This is a genomic window from Agrobacterium larrymoorei (genome assembly GCF_037722385.1).
Lineage (GTDB): Bacteria > Pseudomonadota > Alphaproteobacteria > Rhizobiales > Rhizobiaceae > Agrobacterium > Agrobacterium larrymoorei_C.
Genome location: NZ_JBBKAQ010000002.1, coordinates 1 through 15907, shown reverse-complemented (window position 1 = coordinate 15907; position 15907 = coordinate 1). Strand labels below are relative to the sequence as shown.

At 57.6% G+C, this 15907-nt stretch carries 15 protein-coding genes; 11 read left to right on the top strand and 4 right to left on the bottom strand.

Features of this window, described 5'->3' with window-relative positions; all coding sequences use genetic code 11:
* Positions 1–115: 115 nt before the first annotated feature.
* The 6 genes from WKI41_RS04515 (at position 116) to WKI41_RS04490 (ending at position 5931) form a co-directional block, all read left to right on the top strand.
* Positions 116–1231, top strand: coding sequence for an ABC transporter ATP-binding protein (locus tag WKI41_RS04515; RefSeq protein WP_340192336.1), 1116 nt, complete (start codon positions 116–118; stop codon positions 1229–1231).
* Positions 1228–1878: an ABC transporter permease gene (locus WKI41_RS04510; RefSeq protein ID WP_340192335.1), complete on the top strand. Its 651-nt coding sequence runs from the start codon at positions 1228–1230 to the stop codon at positions 1876–1878. Before WKI41_RS04515 ends, WKI41_RS04510 begins: the two co-directional genes overlap by 4 nt.
* Positions 1875–2546: an ABC transporter permease gene (locus WKI41_RS04505; protein ID WP_340192334.1), complete on the top strand. Its 672-nt coding sequence runs from the start codon at positions 1875–1877 to the stop codon at positions 2544–2546. Before WKI41_RS04510 ends, WKI41_RS04505 begins: the two co-directional genes overlap by 4 nt.
* A 63-nt stretch (positions 2547–2609) precedes the next feature.
* Entirely contained in the window at positions 2610–3524 is a 915-nt protein-coding gene (locus WKI41_RS04500) for an ABC transporter substrate-binding protein (RefSeq protein ID WP_113328057.1), read from the top strand.
* A 92-nt stretch (positions 3525–3616) separates the two neighbouring features.
* Positions 3617–4357, top strand: a complete 741-nt coding sequence (gene hutC, locus WKI41_RS04495) for a histidine utilization repressor (protein ID WP_340192333.1) — start codon at positions 3617–3619, stop codon at positions 4355–4357.
* Between the two features lie 77 nt (positions 4358–4434).
* Entirely contained in the window at positions 4435–5931 is a 1497-nt protein-coding gene (locus tag WKI41_RS04490) for an HAL/PAL/TAL family ammonia-lyase (RefSeq protein ID WP_340192332.1), read from the top strand.
* A 14-nt stretch (positions 5932–5945) separates the two neighbouring features.
* Here the strand turns inward: WKI41_RS04490 and WKI41_RS04485 are convergent, their stop codons facing one another.
* Together WKI41_RS04485 and WKI41_RS04480 are read right to left on the bottom strand one after the other, a co-directional pair.
* Positions 5946–6713, bottom strand: a complete 768-nt coding sequence (locus WKI41_RS04485) for a phosphate/phosphite/phosphonate ABC transporter substrate-binding protein (protein WP_340192331.1) — start codon at positions 6711–6713, stop codon at positions 5946–5948.
* Positions 6710–7750, bottom strand: coding sequence for a fatty acid desaturase (locus WKI41_RS04480; protein WP_425340990.1), 1041 nt, complete (start codon positions 7748–7750; stop codon positions 6710–6712). Before WKI41_RS04480 ends, WKI41_RS04485 begins: the two co-directional genes overlap by 4 nt.
* Before the next feature lie 135 nt (positions 7751–7885).
* Here WKI41_RS04480 and WKI41_RS04475 point away from each other — a divergent pair, with 135 nt between their 5' ends.
* Positions 7886–8722 (top strand): helix-turn-helix domain-containing protein, encoded by an 837-nt coding sequence (locus WKI41_RS04475; RefSeq protein ID WP_340192329.1) that lies wholly within the window; start codon positions 7886–7888, stop codon positions 8720–8722.
* Between the two features lie 206 nt (positions 8723–8928).
* Here the strand turns inward: WKI41_RS04475 and WKI41_RS04470 are convergent, their stop codons facing one another.
* A complete protein-coding gene (locus tag WKI41_RS04470; protein WP_340192328.1) occupies positions 8929–9951 on the bottom strand; it encodes a GGDEF domain-containing protein in 1023 nt (340 codons plus the stop codon).
* 561 nt (positions 9952–10512) lie between these two features.
* Here WKI41_RS04470 and WKI41_RS04465 point away from each other — a divergent pair.
* From WKI41_RS04465 to WKI41_RS21720, 3 genes are all read left to right on the top strand, one after another.
* Positions 10513–11301 carry an alpha/beta fold hydrolase gene (locus tag WKI41_RS04465; protein WP_340192327.1) on the top strand — a complete coding sequence of 263 codons (789 nt, stop codon included), beginning with the start codon at positions 10513–10515 and terminating at the stop codon, positions 11299–11301.
* A gap of 29 nt (positions 11302–11330) precedes the next feature.
* Positions 11331–12554 carry a PAS domain-containing sensor histidine kinase gene (locus tag WKI41_RS04460; protein WP_340192326.1) on the top strand — a complete coding sequence of 408 codons (1224 nt, stop codon included), beginning with the start codon at positions 11331–11333 and terminating at the stop codon, positions 12552–12554.
* Positions 12555–12723: 169 nt separating this feature from the next.
* A complete protein-coding gene (locus tag WKI41_RS21720; protein ID WP_425340989.1) occupies positions 12724–13140 on the top strand; it encodes a DUF4174 domain-containing protein in 417 nt (138 codons plus the stop codon).
* 392 nt (positions 13141–13532) lie between these two features.
* Here the strand turns inward: WKI41_RS21720 and WKI41_RS04450 are convergent, their stop codons facing one another.
* Positions 13533–13940 (bottom strand): hypothetical protein, encoded by a 408-nt coding sequence (locus WKI41_RS04450; RefSeq protein WP_340192324.1) that lies wholly within the window; start codon positions 13938–13940, stop codon positions 13533–13535.
* A gap of 509 nt (positions 13941–14449) precedes the next feature.
* Between WKI41_RS04450 and WKI41_RS04445 the strand changes: the two genes are divergently transcribed.
* Positions 14450–15655 (top strand): MFS transporter, encoded by a 1206-nt coding sequence (locus WKI41_RS04445; RefSeq protein WP_340192323.1) that lies wholly within the window; start codon positions 14450–14452, stop codon positions 15653–15655.
* Positions 15656–15907 lie beyond the last annotated feature (252 nt).

Below are 15907 nucleotides of genomic sequence, written 5' to 3'. Positions count from 1 at the left end.
AAGACGCATTTTCCTTAAGCATCCCCGCTTGCACACCGACTAACTTCGTGCTTGTATAGACAACCAAGGAGACCGGATCGCTGGCGACATCCGGACCAGAAAAGGGAACGCGCCTATGATAACATTCGATCATGTCAGCAAGCACTATCGAGGACCGACCACGGCTGTCGACAGTCTGTCGCTGACAGCCCCGACTGGCAAGCTCACCATCTTCGTCGGGCCCTCGGGTTGCGGCAAGACGACGTCGCTTCGCATGGTCAACCGGCTGATCACGCCATCCTCGGGCAGAATCCTTCTCGATGGTGAGCCGACAGATGCGATGGATGTTGCACTTCTGCGCCGCAAGATCGGTTACGTCATCCAAAATGCCGGCCTTTTTCCACATCGCACCGTCGTGCAGAATATCGCAACGACCGCTCGCCTGAACGGAACGCCCAAGGAGCAGGCGCTTCGCACCGCTCATGATCTTCTGGAGCGCGTCGGCCTTTCCTCCGCCTTTGCCGATCGCTATCCCTGGCAGTTGTCCGGGGGTCAGCAACAGCGTGTCGGCGTTGCGCGCGCGCTGGCGTCAGATCCGAAATTCATGCTGATGGACGAGCCGTTCAGCGCCGTCGATCCGGTGGTCCGCGCCCAGTTGCAGGACGAGTTCCTCCGCCTCCAGCGCGAGATCGGCAAGACCATCATCATGGTCACCCATGACATTGACGAGGCTCTGAAGCTTGGAGATCAGGTCGCGGTGTTGCGCACCGGCGGCACGCTGGCGCAGATCGCCACACCTCAGGAATTGCTGGCCCGACCCGCAGACGAATTCGTCGCCGATTTCATCGGACGCGACAGGGGTTATCGCATTCTGGGTTTTGCCGACTTCAACGATGATGGCGTGCAACTTGGCCATGAACCGACAGCCGCACTCGGTGCCACGCCGGAATCCCTTCGCCAGATTGCGACCGACAGATGGGTGCTGGTCGCCGACGCAGAAAACCGCCCGCTGGGCTGGGCCGATGTGGAAAGCATCAAGGCGCCTTTGAGAGAGGGTGATCTCAATCTCAGCGGCACGCTTGCGGTGGAAGGCAGCAGCCTGCGCAACGTTCTCGACGCCGCCCTCAGTTCACCCTCAGGCCGCGGCGTGATTGTCGCTCCGTCAGGCACATTGGCAGGCACCATCACTCTGTCTCATGTTGTGAGCGCGATCGAGGCCGCACGTACCGGTCGTGTGAGGGCGCAAGCATGAGGTTCGATTGGCTGTACCGCGAGTCCGGCCGTATCGCCGAACTCTTTCTCTGGCACCTCTGGCTTTCCGTGATCCCTGTGGTCATAGGCCTCCTGCTTGCTCTTCCGCTTGGTTGGCTGGCACAACGGGCCGGCTTCTTCCGCTCCACCATGCTGGGTGCGGCTGGTCTGCTTTATACCATCCCGTCTCTCGCCCTCTTCGTCCTGTTGCCGCTGGTTCTCGGCACCCGCATTCTCGATCCGCTCAATGTGGTCGTCGCGCTGACGATTTATGCACTGGCGCTTCTCATCCGAACCGTCAATGACGGCCTGGATTCCGTGCAGCCAGACGTCATTCAGGCTGCCAATGCGATGGGCTACCGCACATTGCCGCGGCTTCTTTTCGTCGAACTTCCGCTCGCGGTGCCGGTTATTGCCGCTGGATTGCGCGTCGCGGTCGTGTCCAATGTCAGCATCGTGTCCGTCGCAGCACTCGTCGGCACGCCGCAGTTGGGCCTTCTGTTCACGCAAGGGCTTCAACTGCGCTTCCTGACGCCGATCATTGCAGGTGTCGTTCTTTGTGTGCTGCTGGCGGCTCTGCTCGATGGGATCGTGCTGTTTGCCACGAAACGCCTGACGCCGTGGCAACCCGGAGGTGCAGAACGATGATCGCATGGTTTTCCGATCCGGCCCACTGGACAGGCACCGACGGCGTTTTCGCCCTCGTCATCCAGCACCTGATTTATAGCGGCGTTGCCCTTTTCTTCTCCTGCCTGATCGGCTTGCCGATCGGTCTTTATGTCGGCCACACCGGTCGCGGCGTGGTTGTCATCGCCGGCCTTGCCAACGCGCTGCGTGCCCTGCCGAGCCTAGGTCTCATCGTGTTGCTCGTCATTGTCTTCGGTCCCGTCTTTGCCTCTGACATGGCATTCATCGTGCCGAGCATCATCGTTCTGGTGCTGCTCGCCGTCCCGCCCATCATGAGCGCGACCTATGCCGGTGTGGCGGCAGTAGACCCGGCAGCGGTGGATGCGGCGCGCGGCATGGGCAAGCGCCCACTCGATATTCTTTTTGATGTCGAACTTCCTTGCGCCCTGCCCCTGATCTTCTCCGGGCTGCGAAGCGCAACGCTGCAGATCATCTCCACGGCAACCATCGCCGCTTACGTTTCGCTTGGCGGGCTTGGACGCCTCATCATCGATGGCCGGGCGCAGAACGACTACTACCAGATGGCAGCTGGCGCCGTTCTCGTCGGTGCGCTCGCCCTTATGGTCGATCTGGTGATCGGCATCATATCGAGGCTCACGGTCTCGCCAGGACTAACCCGCCGGGCATAGGGCGGGCATCAACCAAAACTGCATTTTCATTCTGAAGACGTTGACACAAAAGGAGTAGCTTGCATGGCATTCAATATCTTAAAAGCCGCCGGCGCATTTGCGCTGATTGCGCTTTCCGCCACCACGACGCTTGCCCAGACCGATCCTCTGGGGAATGCTCCGGCTCAGCGTTCGGACACGTCCACGATCATCGTTGGCTCGGCCGATTTTCCCGAAAGCCAGCTTCTGGCCACCATCTATGCCAAGGCTCTTGCCGCAAAGGGCATCAAGACCGAAACCAAGCTCAGCATCGGCAGCCGCGAAGTCTATATGCCGGCACTCCTCGACGGCTCGATCGATCTGCTGCCGGAGTATGCCGGCGCGACCTTGAGCTATCTCGACAAGAACGCTACCGCCCATTCGCCGGCGGACGTCGCTGCAGCATTGACAAAGGCGCTGCCAGAGGGTGTCGTCATGCTGACGCCATCCGCGGCTCAGGATTCCGATGGTGTGGCGGTAACCCGTGCCACTGCCGAGAAATACAAGCTGAAGACGATCGCCGATCTCAAACCCGTCGCATCCGAACTGGTGCTTGGTGGCCCGCCGGAGTGGAAGACCCGCAAGGAAGGCATCATTGGTCTGAAGGAACTCTATGGTCTTGAATTCAAATCATTTAAGTCTCTCGACGTCGGTGGTCCTTTGACGCTGTCGGCACTGCTGAACGACCAGGTTCAGGCCGCGAACCTGTTCTCGACGGACCCGGCGATTGCTGCCAACGACCTGATCATTCTCGAAGACATCAAGAACCTGTTCCCGGCCCAGAACATCGTGCCGGTCATGGCCAAGGCCAAGGTCAACGACACGGTGACCAAGACACTGGATGCGGTTTCGGCCGCTCTGACGACCAAGGACCTGATCGTCATGAACGGTCGCCTTGCCAACCATGACAGCTTCGACGTAGTTGCCGAAGAGTGGCTGACGACGCACAAGTTGAACTGACGGCTGTTTGCGGGTATGGCACGCACCATACCCGCACACGCGCCCATGCCGCGTCAGATGCCGAACCTTCGTCGTTCGCCTTTTGGAGCCCCATGCAAACGGTAGAAAAACAGATCGAAAAAGCGCAGCACGAGCAGGCATCCGACAAGCCGCTTTACGTCACGCTCAAGGATTATGTTCGAAGCCGCGTCGAAACCGGCGAGTGGGTCGTCGGCCATCGCGTGCCGTCCGAAAACGAGCTGGTCGAGTTACTTGGCGTCAGCCGCATGACGGCCAACCGGGCGTTGCGCGAACTGGCCGATGAAGGCTTCGTCGTCCGCGTACAGGGGAAAGGGTCTTTCGTCGCCAGCAAGAAGCGGACGTCGCAGTTTCAAAGCGTTCCCAATATTGCCGACGAGATTACCCGCAATGGCGGTGTCCACACGGCCAATGTCATCGTGTTGCGAATGGAAAGCTGTGACGCCGAGCTGGCCGAGGCGCTCGCGGTCGAGATCGGCAGCCCCGTATCCCATTCAATCATGGTGCATGCGGAAGATTCCGTGCCGATGCAGATCGAGGATCGTTTCGTCAACCACGCCATCGTACCGCACTACATCGATCAGGACTTCGCGAGAACCACGCCGAATGGATACCTCACATCCGTGGCGCCGATCGTCAGAGCAGAGCAGCATATCGAGGCCGTGACAGCGCAGCCTTGGGAATGCAAACTGCTTGCCATTTCCAAGACGGAGCCCTGCCTTTTGGTGCGGCGCCGCACGTGGTCGGAGGCCGGTGTGATTTCATCGGTCCGTCTGCTTTATCCTGGCAGCCGCTATCGCCTCTACAGCACCTGAGCCAGGGTCTGGGAAAGCTGAAACAGCGCGTTCCAGACGAACCCTCTCTTTCCATTGAACATTATCAGGAAAACCGAATGACCGTGTTGCTCGATAGCAGGCTGACTTGGCAGGACGTGGCAAAGGTCGGACAGGGAGAAACACTTGCGCTTTCCAACGCCGCAATTCAGCGGATCGAAAACGCTCAACGGATCGTGGAAAGCATCGTCGAGCGGGGCATTCGTGCCTATGGCATCAATACCGGCGTCGGCGCTCTTTCGGACACCGTGGTTGATCGCACAGCACATGGCAAGCTCTCGCGCAGCATTATCCTGAGCCATGCCTGCGGCGTCGGCCCGCTTCTTCCCGGTCGTCAGGTGCGCGCCATCATCGCTGCACAGATCGCAAACTTCGCCCATGGGTATTCCGGCGTAAGCCGCGAGATCGTCAGTTATCTCACCACCTTTCTCGAACGCGACTGCATTCCGGATGTCCCTTCCCGCGGATCGGCCGGCTACCTGACGCATAATGCGCATACGGCGCTGGTGCTCATTGGAGAAGGCTCCGCCCATATCGGTGGACGTACCTTGAGCGGGCGTGAGGCCTTGGCAGAGCTCGGGCTTGAGCCGCTGGTTCTCGGCGCCAAGGAGGGATTGAGCCTCGTCAACGGCACCGCTTGCGCCACGGGTCTTTCCAGCATCGCGCTGGACCGGGCCGCGCAATTGCTCGACTGGGCCGATGCCATTGCCGCCATGACGCTTGAGGCGGCTGGCTGCCAGATGCCGGCTTTCAGGGAGGCCGTGCTGTCGCTGCGCGTCTCCGATGGTATTGCAAAGGTGGGCGAGGCGCTGCGGGCACGTCTTGCCGGCAGCGGACTAATCGAAGCTGCCGAGGGCCGGCGCACACAGGATGCGCTTAGCCTGCGTTCCATTCCGCACGCCCATGGTGCCGCGCGCGATCTATTCGAGACATGCGCCGCCGTCGTTGATCGTGAACTTGCATCGGTGACCGATAACCCCGCGGTTGCCGGCACGCCGGAGGAGCCGCTTGTCTGGTCGGAAGCCCATGCGGTGGCGCCAGCCCTCGGTCAGGCCGCCGACGCTCTTGCCATTGCTATTTCGCAAATTGCGGCAATGAGCGAGCGGCGGATCGACCGCCTGGTCAACCCGCTGGTGAGCGGACTGCCGCCCTTTCTCGCTTCCGACCCAGGCAGCCATTCCGGCTTCATGATCGCCCAATATACGGCAGCGGCGCTTGCAAACGAGAACCGCAGGCTTGCAGCGCCCGCCTCCACCGATGGCGGTCTCACCTCGGCATTGCAGGAGGATTTCCTTTCGCATCCGACCGCTGCGGCCAACAAGCTACTCACCGTCATCGACAATGCCGAATACATCCTCGCGATCGAGTGGTTGGCCGCAACGCAGGCCCATGATTTTCTGGAAACGGTGGCGCGCAGAGCACCGGGGACGGACGCGCTCTACAGCCTGCTCCGATCGCACGTCAGCCATTATTCAGACGATCGGCCGATCTCATCCGACATGGAGAAGACCAGGGCGCTCCTGTCGAAGACCCTGCCTCCCCATCAAACTGTCTGAGATGCGCGCCGCTTCTACATCAGGAAGTCGAGATGGATGTTTCTGGCGCGGATAAAGGGCAGGCCCTTGCGCCGCCCTGTCCAGCCGACGACATGCAGATCCCTGGCCGCAGGCTCATGGCGCTCAGCCAGCATCCAGGACCGGCAGTCGATTGCCGCGAAGTCCGCCTCTCCCCGTGCGACAGCCGTCACCGACGCCCGATGCGCTCCGGTTTCCACCATTTCGGAAAACAGCTTGAAGCTTTCGCCCATGGCCTCCAGATCGCGCTTTAATGCCAGATGACCGGACATCGAGCGGTGCTCGTTGAAGGCAAGTTTTCTTTCTCGAAGTAACGAGATCGGCAAGATCGGTTCGCCGGTCTCAGGCGCCATCACGCTGGCGCCCTCCCCTCTCCGACCAACAATGGCGCTCGAATAGAATATTCCCGAGCCTCCCGCGACATCATCATACGGGCTTTGCCCGATGACCTGGACATGATCCTGCAAGCCAAGCTCCATCGGCCCCCAACAGGTGCCAGAGACGAGAAGAGCCGGATGGCGCCACAAGATATCGAGATCGAGCGCATCCGGATCGAGCGTTGCCGGGTCTGGCGCGATGATCGAACCATCCTCGCCACGAATGCCGCCCGGAACCGGTGGCATGTCCGCGTTGCGTCGAACGAGGCGCTCAGGCGCATCGATGCCATTTGCGATGAAGCGGGCGCGCATCGTTTGCCAACTGCGATCCACATCGGATCGTACTTCCGGCCAGTCATACATCGGCAGAGCGGCAATCCACCTCATGCAGGAAGATCCGGAATTGCGGTACCGCCCGCGGCTTGATAGCTCGCGACCTCGCCCTGATCCTTTGCAACGATATCGTTCGCCACGACCGGTTCCGCCCGCCGCCAGGCAGGATGCACCACCGGCTCCTTCGCCTTGAAAGCGAATGCACGGAAAACCTCGAAATAGTTGGCGAAGACATATCCCTCGTTCATCCTTTGCCATTCTGCGCGTCCGGCGCGATAGAGCGATGGCAACCTGTACCACGCTACGCTTGGTAGTTTGTGGTGCACGAAGTGCAGGTTGTTATAGAGAAACAGCGGCGCCAGAAGCGAATTTTCGACGATGATCGTGCGCCCGTCCGGCTGCTCCGCCCATTGATGCTCGCAATAGGAGCGGATGGCGATGATGGAAACGCCGAGATAGGCGGAAACGCCAACATAGAGCCAAACCGGAATACCGAACAGCGCCGAGACGATAAGCAAGGTTGGAACGAGCCCGGCGAGGTGGAGGATCCACGCCATGGTGACTTTGCCGTCTCCCTTGAAAATCTTGCGCCATTCGCAGGCGGTGAACCCAACCACCATCAACGGCGGACCAATCACGACGCGCCCGATAAATGTGTTGTTCCATGCAAGCAGACGCTTGAGAAACGCTGGCATCGTCTCCCAATCGCTCATGGCGCGATAGTAGCTCTCGGGATCATCGAAAGGATCAGTAAGACGCTCATCCGCATGGTGCTGAAGATGCGTCCGTTTGTAACTGCGGTAGGGGTAAAACACTCCGAGCGGCGCGAAGACCAGCGCCTCGTTCACCTTGGCACTCCTCGTCGGATGCCCGTGCAGAACCTCATGTTGAAGCGACGAGTGAAGCGCGACCGCGACGCCCATCAGCGCGAGCGCGACGATCGGATAGGCCGGATAAAGACTGTAGCCGGCCATCCCCCACAGGCCGTAGCATGCAAGAAGTAGAGCGACTGTCGGCCACTCTATTCTAGGCGCCCTTGTTCGACGTTGATGGATTCCTCGGTGTAGCGTATCGAATGACGTGTCGCTCATCATGTCCCCTGATGCTTTGCCCCGCATCAGAGTTTCACCGAGCCGCGCCATGCACAATGAGAGTTTGGTGACCGATTGTTGATTTTGATAACAGAAACGATACAATGTTGATAATAGTAAACATTCGGGTGTATTATGGACAAGCGCGCCTTGGCGGAGCTCTTTCGTCTCCGCTTGCTGGAACTGGTCACGCGGTCCGGTGACAGCCATTCGGCTTTTGCAGCTGGGATCGGCATCGACCGCTCGGCGCTATCACAGCTTCTGTCGGGTGATTCGGCGCGTCTTCCGCGCGTGGAAACCCTTCTCAATATCGCCGAGCGCCATGCCGTTTCACTCGATTGGCTCCTGGGGATATCGCACGATCCAGGGCTCACTGGAGAGCTGCGTCCAAGCTTCGAAATCGAAGAAGGTGGCGAAGACTACACCGACACGTTGCTGATGAAATGGCATGCCGAGGCAGCGGGTTCTAAGATCCGCTACGTCCCCGCTCGTATTCCGGACCTGCTGCGCACCCCACAGATCATCGCTTTCGAAGCCGAAAGCGCGCATCAAAGTGTGAAAGCTCAAGCCAGCGAGTCGGCTTTCCGCCTCGACTACAACCGCCAACCGGGCACGGATATGGAAGTCTGCATGCCATGCGAAACGCTGGAAGCGTTTGCGCAGGGGCGCGGTATGTGGAGCGGCTTGAAGAAGGAGATCAGAGCCACACAGCTGCAATACATGTCCGAACTCATCAAGGAGCTATACCCCTCGTTCCGTCTCTTCCTGTTCAACGAGAAAGAACGCTTCTCAGTACCCTATACGATCTTCGGATCGCAACGCGCGGCGATCTTCGTTGGCGGCATGTACCTGGTCCTCAACAATGCTGAGTCCATTCGAAAAATGCAGCGCCATTTCGACGAACTGATCCGGTTCACCCGCATTCATGCTCACGAAAGCGCGGATTTTGTGAGAAGCCTGAAAGTCGAGTAGAGCTCCATGGGATCGTTCTCTAGAGTGACACGCGGTTCCTAATCTGAATGTGATGACGTCAAAGTCTTCTTTTGCGAGGAACTCACAGAGATAGGGAGCCTCAAGCACATCACGACTATAATGCCGAGACAATCGGATACCTTGAGCGTCGCAAGGTCACGTTAAAAGTAGAACCGCCCATCGACCCACGGAGCGCCTGGTTTTACTCAACCGCACATTGCCTGTGGCCCGTCGTTGGGATTGGCACCACATACGCGGTTTCGTCCATTCGCTTTCGCGACGTAAAGCGCCTTGTCCGCTTCTTGAGAGAGATCCCAAATATTGCTTGCGTGGCGACTTGCAGTGGCAACGCCGATGCTAAGTGTCACTGCAATTTCGGCATGCGTATCCGGGAAACGCAAGTCCGCCACAGTCTTTCGAATTCGCTCTGCATGAAGTATCGCGTCGCCTGCACTTTGAGGCAAGAACACGATGAACTCCTCCCCTCCCTGCCGGCCAAACAAAGCCCCTTCTGGCAAGACAGACTGCACCGCCTGCGCCATCGTCGAAAGTACGCGATCTCCTGCCGCGTGGCCAAAGTGATCATTCAACTGCTTGAAGTGATCAATATCGAGAAACAGGACCGCATCGCCTTTGGCCAACTCGCTTGGGCTACGGGCATCGAAGGCGCGACGATTGAACACTCCAGTCAGTGGGTCATGATCCGCAAGTTGCTTGATCCTGAGGTGCTGGCGCTCATTGATGAAAATGACGATTGCGATCGCAAGCACGAACTTCGACACAATCATCAAGAAGAAACCGCTGACCACACTGAGGACTGGAAAGGCGTGCAACCAGAATTCCACCGCTAGGATCAGACAAAGCAGGCTGACAGCAGCAAGCGTTCCAGCGACCAGCTTGCGAACAGGCAGATGTTCGCCATCGGCATCACGGTATACGACCCAAGCGGCGGCCGCCGTGGTAAAGCACCCGAGCAATGTAAAGGTGGTGGCTCTATAAGTGTTATCCAGATGGAAGTTCGTCACCAGCCCAACAAGCACAGTTCCAAGTGCTGGCAGCAGTACAAGCCAAGTATCGAAGTGTCGCCCAGGGTTACTGATCAGTACAAACGCCAGGCCCAGAAGAGAATAGCCAAGGACGCCCATGGCGATATTGACAAGGCTGAGCATCCCGTAAAAGGCGGGATGAAGCTCAGCATATCCTGCCAGTGTCGATCCGGCAGCAAGCATGACGAAGCTCAAAGCCAGAAGCCCCACTCCTCTGCTTTCCGAGGACGTCAATCGGAGATAACAAAGGGTCAATGCACCCGCTATGTATGACGTCTTTTGAAGGAAAAGGATTGTCGGGAGATCCAGCTCAGTAGCCATTTAACACCAGAGGTTGTTCGCAGATTTCTCCGTATCGCCCATTGTTAAATTTTTTGAAAATTTCTGCTCCGTCCTCAGCCTACTTGTTCGGATCTCGAGCACCTTTATTCTTGCATTAGGCGTTACCACCCATCGCGATAGTAAAAAGCTGCTATAGCGTGTGCGCGTACCCGTAACCCCGTCGGCGATCATCGCATCGGTTAAAACGGTCTTCACCGATGCGCTGTATTTACGATCGCTCCTTGAGCTCCTCCGCTCCTGCTCATCAAAAACACGCGGTGAAATCGCATTCCCGCAAACATTCCGCTAAGACCATGCGCGAAAATTTAAGCGACAAGTATCTCCCAGCATCGTATGGTGCTTTGCACCCAACGGATCGTCGCCTTTTGCGGACTGATCGCGGTCAGCAATCGAGGGCCCCGTTTGTCAGCTATTTTGAAAAACAACGTGAAACAGTCGGGCATTGGCAAGCGCCCGATGATTTTTGCGCATGGCTACGGATGCGACCAGCATATGTGGCGACTGGTCGCGCCTGCATTCGAGGATCGCTTCAACGTGGTCACATTCGACCATGTGGGCGCTGGTAATTCCGATGTGTCATCCTATGATCGCAAGAGGTACTCAAGCCTCGATGCCTATGCGGACGATATTGTCGACATTGGTCGCGAACTCGGGTTTAGGGACGCCATCATCGTTGGCCACTCCGTGAGTGCCATGATGGGAGCACTGGCGTCCATCAAAGCCCCGGAGATGTTCTCTGATGTCGTGATGGTAGGCCCTTCACCGCGCTACATCAACGATGGAGAGTATATTGGTGGCTTCGAGCAGGAAGACATCGATGAACTTCTTGCGTCACTCGCCGAAAATCATCTGGCTTGGTCAAATGCGATGGCACCCGTGATCATGGGCAATAGCGACCGCCCAGAGCTTGCCGGCGAACTCGCCGACAGCTTCTGTCGAATGGATCCCGAAATTGCCCGAACTCTCGCACAGGTGACGTTTACCTCCGACAACAGGGCGGATCTGCCGAATGTGACTGCGCGGGTGCTTGTCTTGCAGTGTCGTGACGATATCATTGCTTCCGAAAATGTCGGCCGCTACGTTGCACATGCGATCCCGAATGCGCAATTCTTAATGCTTGACGCTACCGGGCACTGTCCAAACCTCAGCGCACCTCAAGCCGTGATATCGGCGATAAAGGATTTTGTGTAATCGACGCGTCGCTCACCGCTCCCATCGCCATGGATTCCCCCGAGGCTCTGTTTGATAGAGCGCCGTGCGGTTACGTCGTGTTGAACTCCCGAGGTGTGATGGCGAAAGTCAATCAGACGCTCGCGGAATGGGTCGGTGAGAAAAAGGAAGAGCTGATCGGTAAGCGCATGACGATCTTGCTGACCGTCGCGGGCAACGTCTTTTACGAGACAAATTTCGAGCCGACGCTTCGACTGCAAGGATTTTGCGAGGAAATTGCATTCGATCTGAAAACCAAAGGTGGCAAGCGGCTTCCAGTCACGGTCAGCGCGAGAGGCCGGCTTGGCGGGGATGATACGGGCGTCACGCTCGTCACTGTCTTTCGCTCTGTGAAGCGGCGCCAGTTGGAGCGAGACCTTCTGCAAGCCAGGCAGGCGGCGGAAAACGCAAAAGAAGAGCTGGCCGACATGAATGCATCGCTGCGTACCAACATCCGTAGAGCCGTCGGCAAGAAGCGCGAAGCGCAACGCATTCTTCTCGCTGAAAAGGAGACCGGTGAGTTGCGCGAGCAATTCGTCGCCGTCCTCGGCCACGATCTTCGCAATCCGCTTGCGTCCATCTCTGCTGCGGGGCGCGTTCTTGCCCCGGAAGTGACCAGCGAGCGCGGAAAACAAGTTCTCCAATTGATGGCGGGCAGCGTGTCGCGCATGTCGGGATTGATCGATAATGTGCTGGATTTTGCGCGCGGCCGCCTGGGCGGCGGCATCCAGCTGACGAGAGAGCCGAATGCGCCGCTCAGCCCGGTGATCGAGCAAGTGATCGAAGAACTGCGCGCCAGTGCGCCGGGTCGTGAAATTCTCTCCAAGTTGCTGATACCGCGGCCGGTGAATGCCGACCACGCGCGGCTTGGTCAGCTCGTTTCAAACCTCCTTGGCAACGCCATCAGCCATGGCGATGCAAGTCACCCGATCTCCGTCGATGCAACACTGTCGGAGGATGGAACATTCACCTTGTCCGTAACGAACAAAGGCAAAGAAATTCCCAAAGAGAGGATGGAGCGATTGTTCGAACCTTTCGTTCGTGGCGATACAAAGAATGACAAGGGGTTAGGTCTGGGATTGCATATCGCATCTCAAATCGCCAAGGCCCACGGAGGCACACTCCTCGCGACATCCAGTAATGGAGAGACGCGCTTCACATTTGTCATGCCGCCCTCAGCAGCTGGCGACGACGCCGGCCGATCGAGGTCTCCTTCACCTGCAGCTTCGGCATGAAGCGGTAGAGCCTCGCTCATTGCACCTTTCCAGTGGATCCGCGCGGTTCGCGCAGCGTGAGGCTCTCCAGCCCGACCGACTGACTCCCAAAGGATGCTAAGGCATTTTCAGGCGTGGTGAACCATCTGCCATTGGCCACGTTTCTGTAGACAACAATGGAGACCCGGCAATGAAACAGTTGCTCGTCGCCCTGATTTTCGCTCTTGTCTCATCGCAGGTACATGCCATGAATGGCCTCTCAGACCTCACTTGGAAGAAGCGTGTTATCATCGTTTTCGCAGATGCCGGTGATCAACGGGTAGCACGTCAAATAAAGATCCTGACTGATCGACAGCCAGAGCTTGAGGACCGAGACCTTGTCGTGATCAGCGTCGTTGGCGACGAGGTTGCCGCGGCTTTTGGTACGCTCTCCAAACCGGACGCGGCCGCGTTGCGGGATGAGGCGGATGTCAAAGAGGGAAGCTTTCGTGTTGTACTCGTCGGAAAAGACGGAGGCATCAAGTTGCGGAGCGAGACTATCGTCCCTGATGTCGACATGTTCGAAATCATAGACCGAATGCCGATGAGACGCGCCGAACGAGGTTAAGCGAAAGCGATCGGGCATAGAATCTTTGCTGCAAGTGAGACAGTAGAACGCCTATGACTGATGCTTCTACAGAATTGGCTCGAAAATCGGATCCGTTTGTCGGAAAGCACGAGGCGTAGAGCTAAATAGAGAGATCGTCCTTAGGCGTCAAAAAAGACGCACGGCGCCTAGCCAGTCGGCGGAGATAAGCACGGCTAAATCGCAGCTTGGTCTAGTGAACCGGAGTGCGTCAGTGGTGAGCCTACCTTAAAAATCATCTTTGCTTCCCAAAATTTACCCCTCATCGTGTCGACAGAACCAATAAGCTTGATCAAACGATCAGGCTAAGCACATAGAAATCGGGAGCGCTGGCAGTGCCCGCGCTCCCGATGATCGGTGTCTGACTTGGGATGTTAGTTAGCCGGGCAGTTCGTGCTGCTTGTGTTGCCGCTCATCGAACCCTGGCTGCCGGTCGTCCCAGGCGCGCAGTTGGTGTTGTTGGTGTCGTTATTCGGCGTCTGAGACTTGGTGCCGTTCGTGCCGCTGGAACCAGGCGTCGCGGTGCCCGGCGCTGTTGTCGTTCCTGAACCCGAGGTTCCAGAGCCCGAGGTGCCGCTACCGGACGTACCGCCAGAGCCCGCACCTGCGCCTGTGCCAGCACCGCTCCCAGTACCGGTTCCATCCGAACTGGTGCCCGTGCCAGCGCCGCCTGCGCCTGTGCCTGAACCGCCACTGCCACCCGATCCACTACCGGCCCCTTGTGCCATGGCAAAAGATGCAAAACTTAAAGCGAAGACCGTTCCAATGAGAATCTTTTTCATCTGCTTTCCTCCGAGCGTGATTGTCGTTGCAATGGTCCAACAACATCGCAGTGAGGGTGTTCCTAAATATATCTTTTGCATACGAGGGAACAAACAGCCTGATGATGACAAAGCGGAACGATGATGCATGGAGCATGCTAGTCCCACGTCATAAAATGCAACCACCGCAGCAGGCAGAGATCGCCGCATCAAAACGATCAAGAAATATACTCACGTTTGATGGGCCGAAAGCAGCGGTTTTCGCAAAAAGCTCCAAGATTCACCGAGCAATCTGATATGGCGTAGGAATACCCGCCAAGGCTCCGACTTGATTATCAGGAAGCGCCGTCGCGAAACCCGCGGCTGATGGCATGCGGTCTGCAAGACAGACACACAACAACAAACCTTGGAATGTCCGACATCAATTCAATTGGCTTGTTATCATTCGACGAATGCCGGTAAAATGACGCATTTCCTTCCTGCCGTGGAGTCCATCGCCTAACGAACCCGCGGCCTCAGAGAACTGTCCCGTGCTCCATTCCCTGCGCCACATCCGCGCCCATCCCCAACTGTTGCTGCTGACCCTGATGGTCTTCCTCCAGGGCTCCGCCTACGGCTCAACATTGCCGTATTTTTCAATTACCGCCATTCGAGAATTGGGCATGAGCGACCAGGCTTATTCGGTGCTGGTGTTCGTAACATCACTTGGCGCTGTGACCATCAGCGTTTCGCTTGGAATTCTCTCCGATCTGATAGGTAATAGGCGCAGAATCATCATGGTGATGGCAATGATGGGCGTCATTGGTTACGGCTCGATTTTTCTTTTTCCGTCGATCCCGGTGTTCATCGCGGCCACTGCGATCGTTATCCCGTTCTTCCAGTCGGTAAGTTCATTGCTTTTTGTATGCGTGCGCGCTGAAACGGATGGGCTGCCAAGCCGGGACAGCGCTGCGATCAATGCCACCGTCAGGGCTTTCGTATCAGCAGCTTGGGTTGTCATGCCTGCAGCCGTGGGATTTGCGTTCGCAGCCTCCACGAGCATGATGGGCGCCTGGGGCGTCGCAGCAATTTGCGCCCTTCTCATATCTGTCTGTTCTGCATTTCTGCAAGCAAGACCCACGAGTGGTGGAACGATCGGAACGTCGCGTGCGGGTTTCTTCTCTGCATTGCGAGAGCTTGCTACGCCGAATATGCTGTGGCGTGCTATTTTCATGGCGTTGCTCACAGGAACGATCAGGCTTGCCAGTACTGTCTGGCCATTGATCCTGATCTCCGACCTCGGCGGCAAGACGGGGGATGTTGGCATCGTGGCCGGCCTGATCGCTTTATTTGAGATACCCTTCATGCTTCTCTGGGCCAGCCTGCTAAAGCGCCTCGACATTCTGGTCATCCTGGCAATCGGTGGGTTGCTTTATGCCACCTTCATGGCCGCGCTGACTTTCGCTACCGCTCCATGGCAGATCTACGCTCTGACGATCCCTGGCGCAGCAGGTGCCGCTGCCCTCCTCTCTATGCCACTCACCTATTTTCAGGATCTATTCCCGGGCCGACCCGGTCTCGGCACATCGTTCAACCCGATCAATTCCTTCCTCGGTAACGGACTGACGGCAATCGTCTTCGCCGTTGGAGCGCATGTCTTCGGTTATTCAGGCACCGCTTGGCTGGGCGTCGCCATGGCCCTCGCCGGCATCTTCGGCCTCGTGACCCTCGAAAAACCGCGATCGCCTGCCGGATGACGCAAAATGCGGCTTCATCTCAAGCTGAGGCTCAGCTTCTTACGGTAAAGAGGGCTTCACTACTTCGGCATCTAACAAGTTGGACGGATCAAGATTTGATGCTGAGTGGTCAAATCGCGAGCCTAATTATTTGACGGCAATCCGAACCTATAAGTTCTACATCCAACCATTTATCCTAATATCTTGCCCTCTTTCGACAGAGTCGCGGGATAGCATTAGCCGCCTGCACCAGTGATACGGCTTACTGAGCCT

Excerpts from the sequence above, each read along its gene's own strand:
- WKI41_RS04515 (WP_340192336.1), top strand. The coding sequence starts at position 116 with ATGATAACATTCGATCATGTCAGCAAGCACTATCGAGGACCGACCACG.
- WKI41_RS04510 (WP_340192335.1), top strand. The coding sequence starts at position 1,228 with ATGAGGTTCGATTGGCTGTACCGCGAGTCCGGCCGTATCGCCGAACTC.
- WKI41_RS04505 (WP_340192334.1), top strand. The coding sequence starts at position 1,875 with ATGATCGCATGGTTTTCCGATCCGGCCCACTGGACAGGCACCGACGGC.
- WKI41_RS04500 (WP_113328057.1), top strand. The coding sequence starts at position 2,610 with ATGGCATTCAATATCTTAAAAGCCGCCGGCGCATTTGCGCTGATTGCG.
- hutC (WP_340192333.1), top strand. The coding sequence starts at position 3,617 with ATGCAAACGGTAGAAAAACAGATCGAAAAAGCGCAGCACGAGCAGGCA.
- WKI41_RS04490 (WP_340192332.1), top strand. The coding sequence starts at position 4,435 with ATGACCGTGTTGCTCGATAGCAGGCTGACTTGGCAGGACGTGGCAAAG.
- WKI41_RS04485 (WP_340192331.1), bottom strand. The coding sequence starts at position 6,713 with ATGAGGTGGATTGCCGCTCTGCCGATGTATGACTGGCCGGAAGTACGA.
- WKI41_RS04480 (WP_425340990.1), bottom strand. The coding sequence starts at position 7,750 with ATGAGCGACACGTCATTCGATACGCTACACCGAGGAATCCATCAACGT.
- WKI41_RS04475 (WP_340192329.1), top strand. The coding sequence starts at position 7,886 with ATGGACAAGCGCGCCTTGGCGGAGCTCTTTCGTCTCCGCTTGCTGGAA.
- WKI41_RS04470 (WP_340192328.1), bottom strand. The coding sequence starts at position 9,951 with ATGCTTGCTGCCGGATCGACACTGGCAGGATATGCTGAGCTTCATCCC.
- WKI41_RS04460 (WP_340192326.1), top strand. The coding sequence starts at position 11,331 with ATGGATTCCCCCGAGGCTCTGTTTGATAGAGCGCCGTGCGGTTACGTC.
- WKI41_RS21720 (WP_425340989.1), top strand. The coding sequence starts at position 12,724 with ATGAAACAGTTGCTCGTCGCCCTGATTTTCGCTCTTGTCTCATCGCAG.
- WKI41_RS04450 (WP_340192324.1), bottom strand. The coding sequence starts at position 13,940 with ATGAAAAAGATTCTCATTGGAACGGTCTTCGCTTTAAGTTTTGCATCT.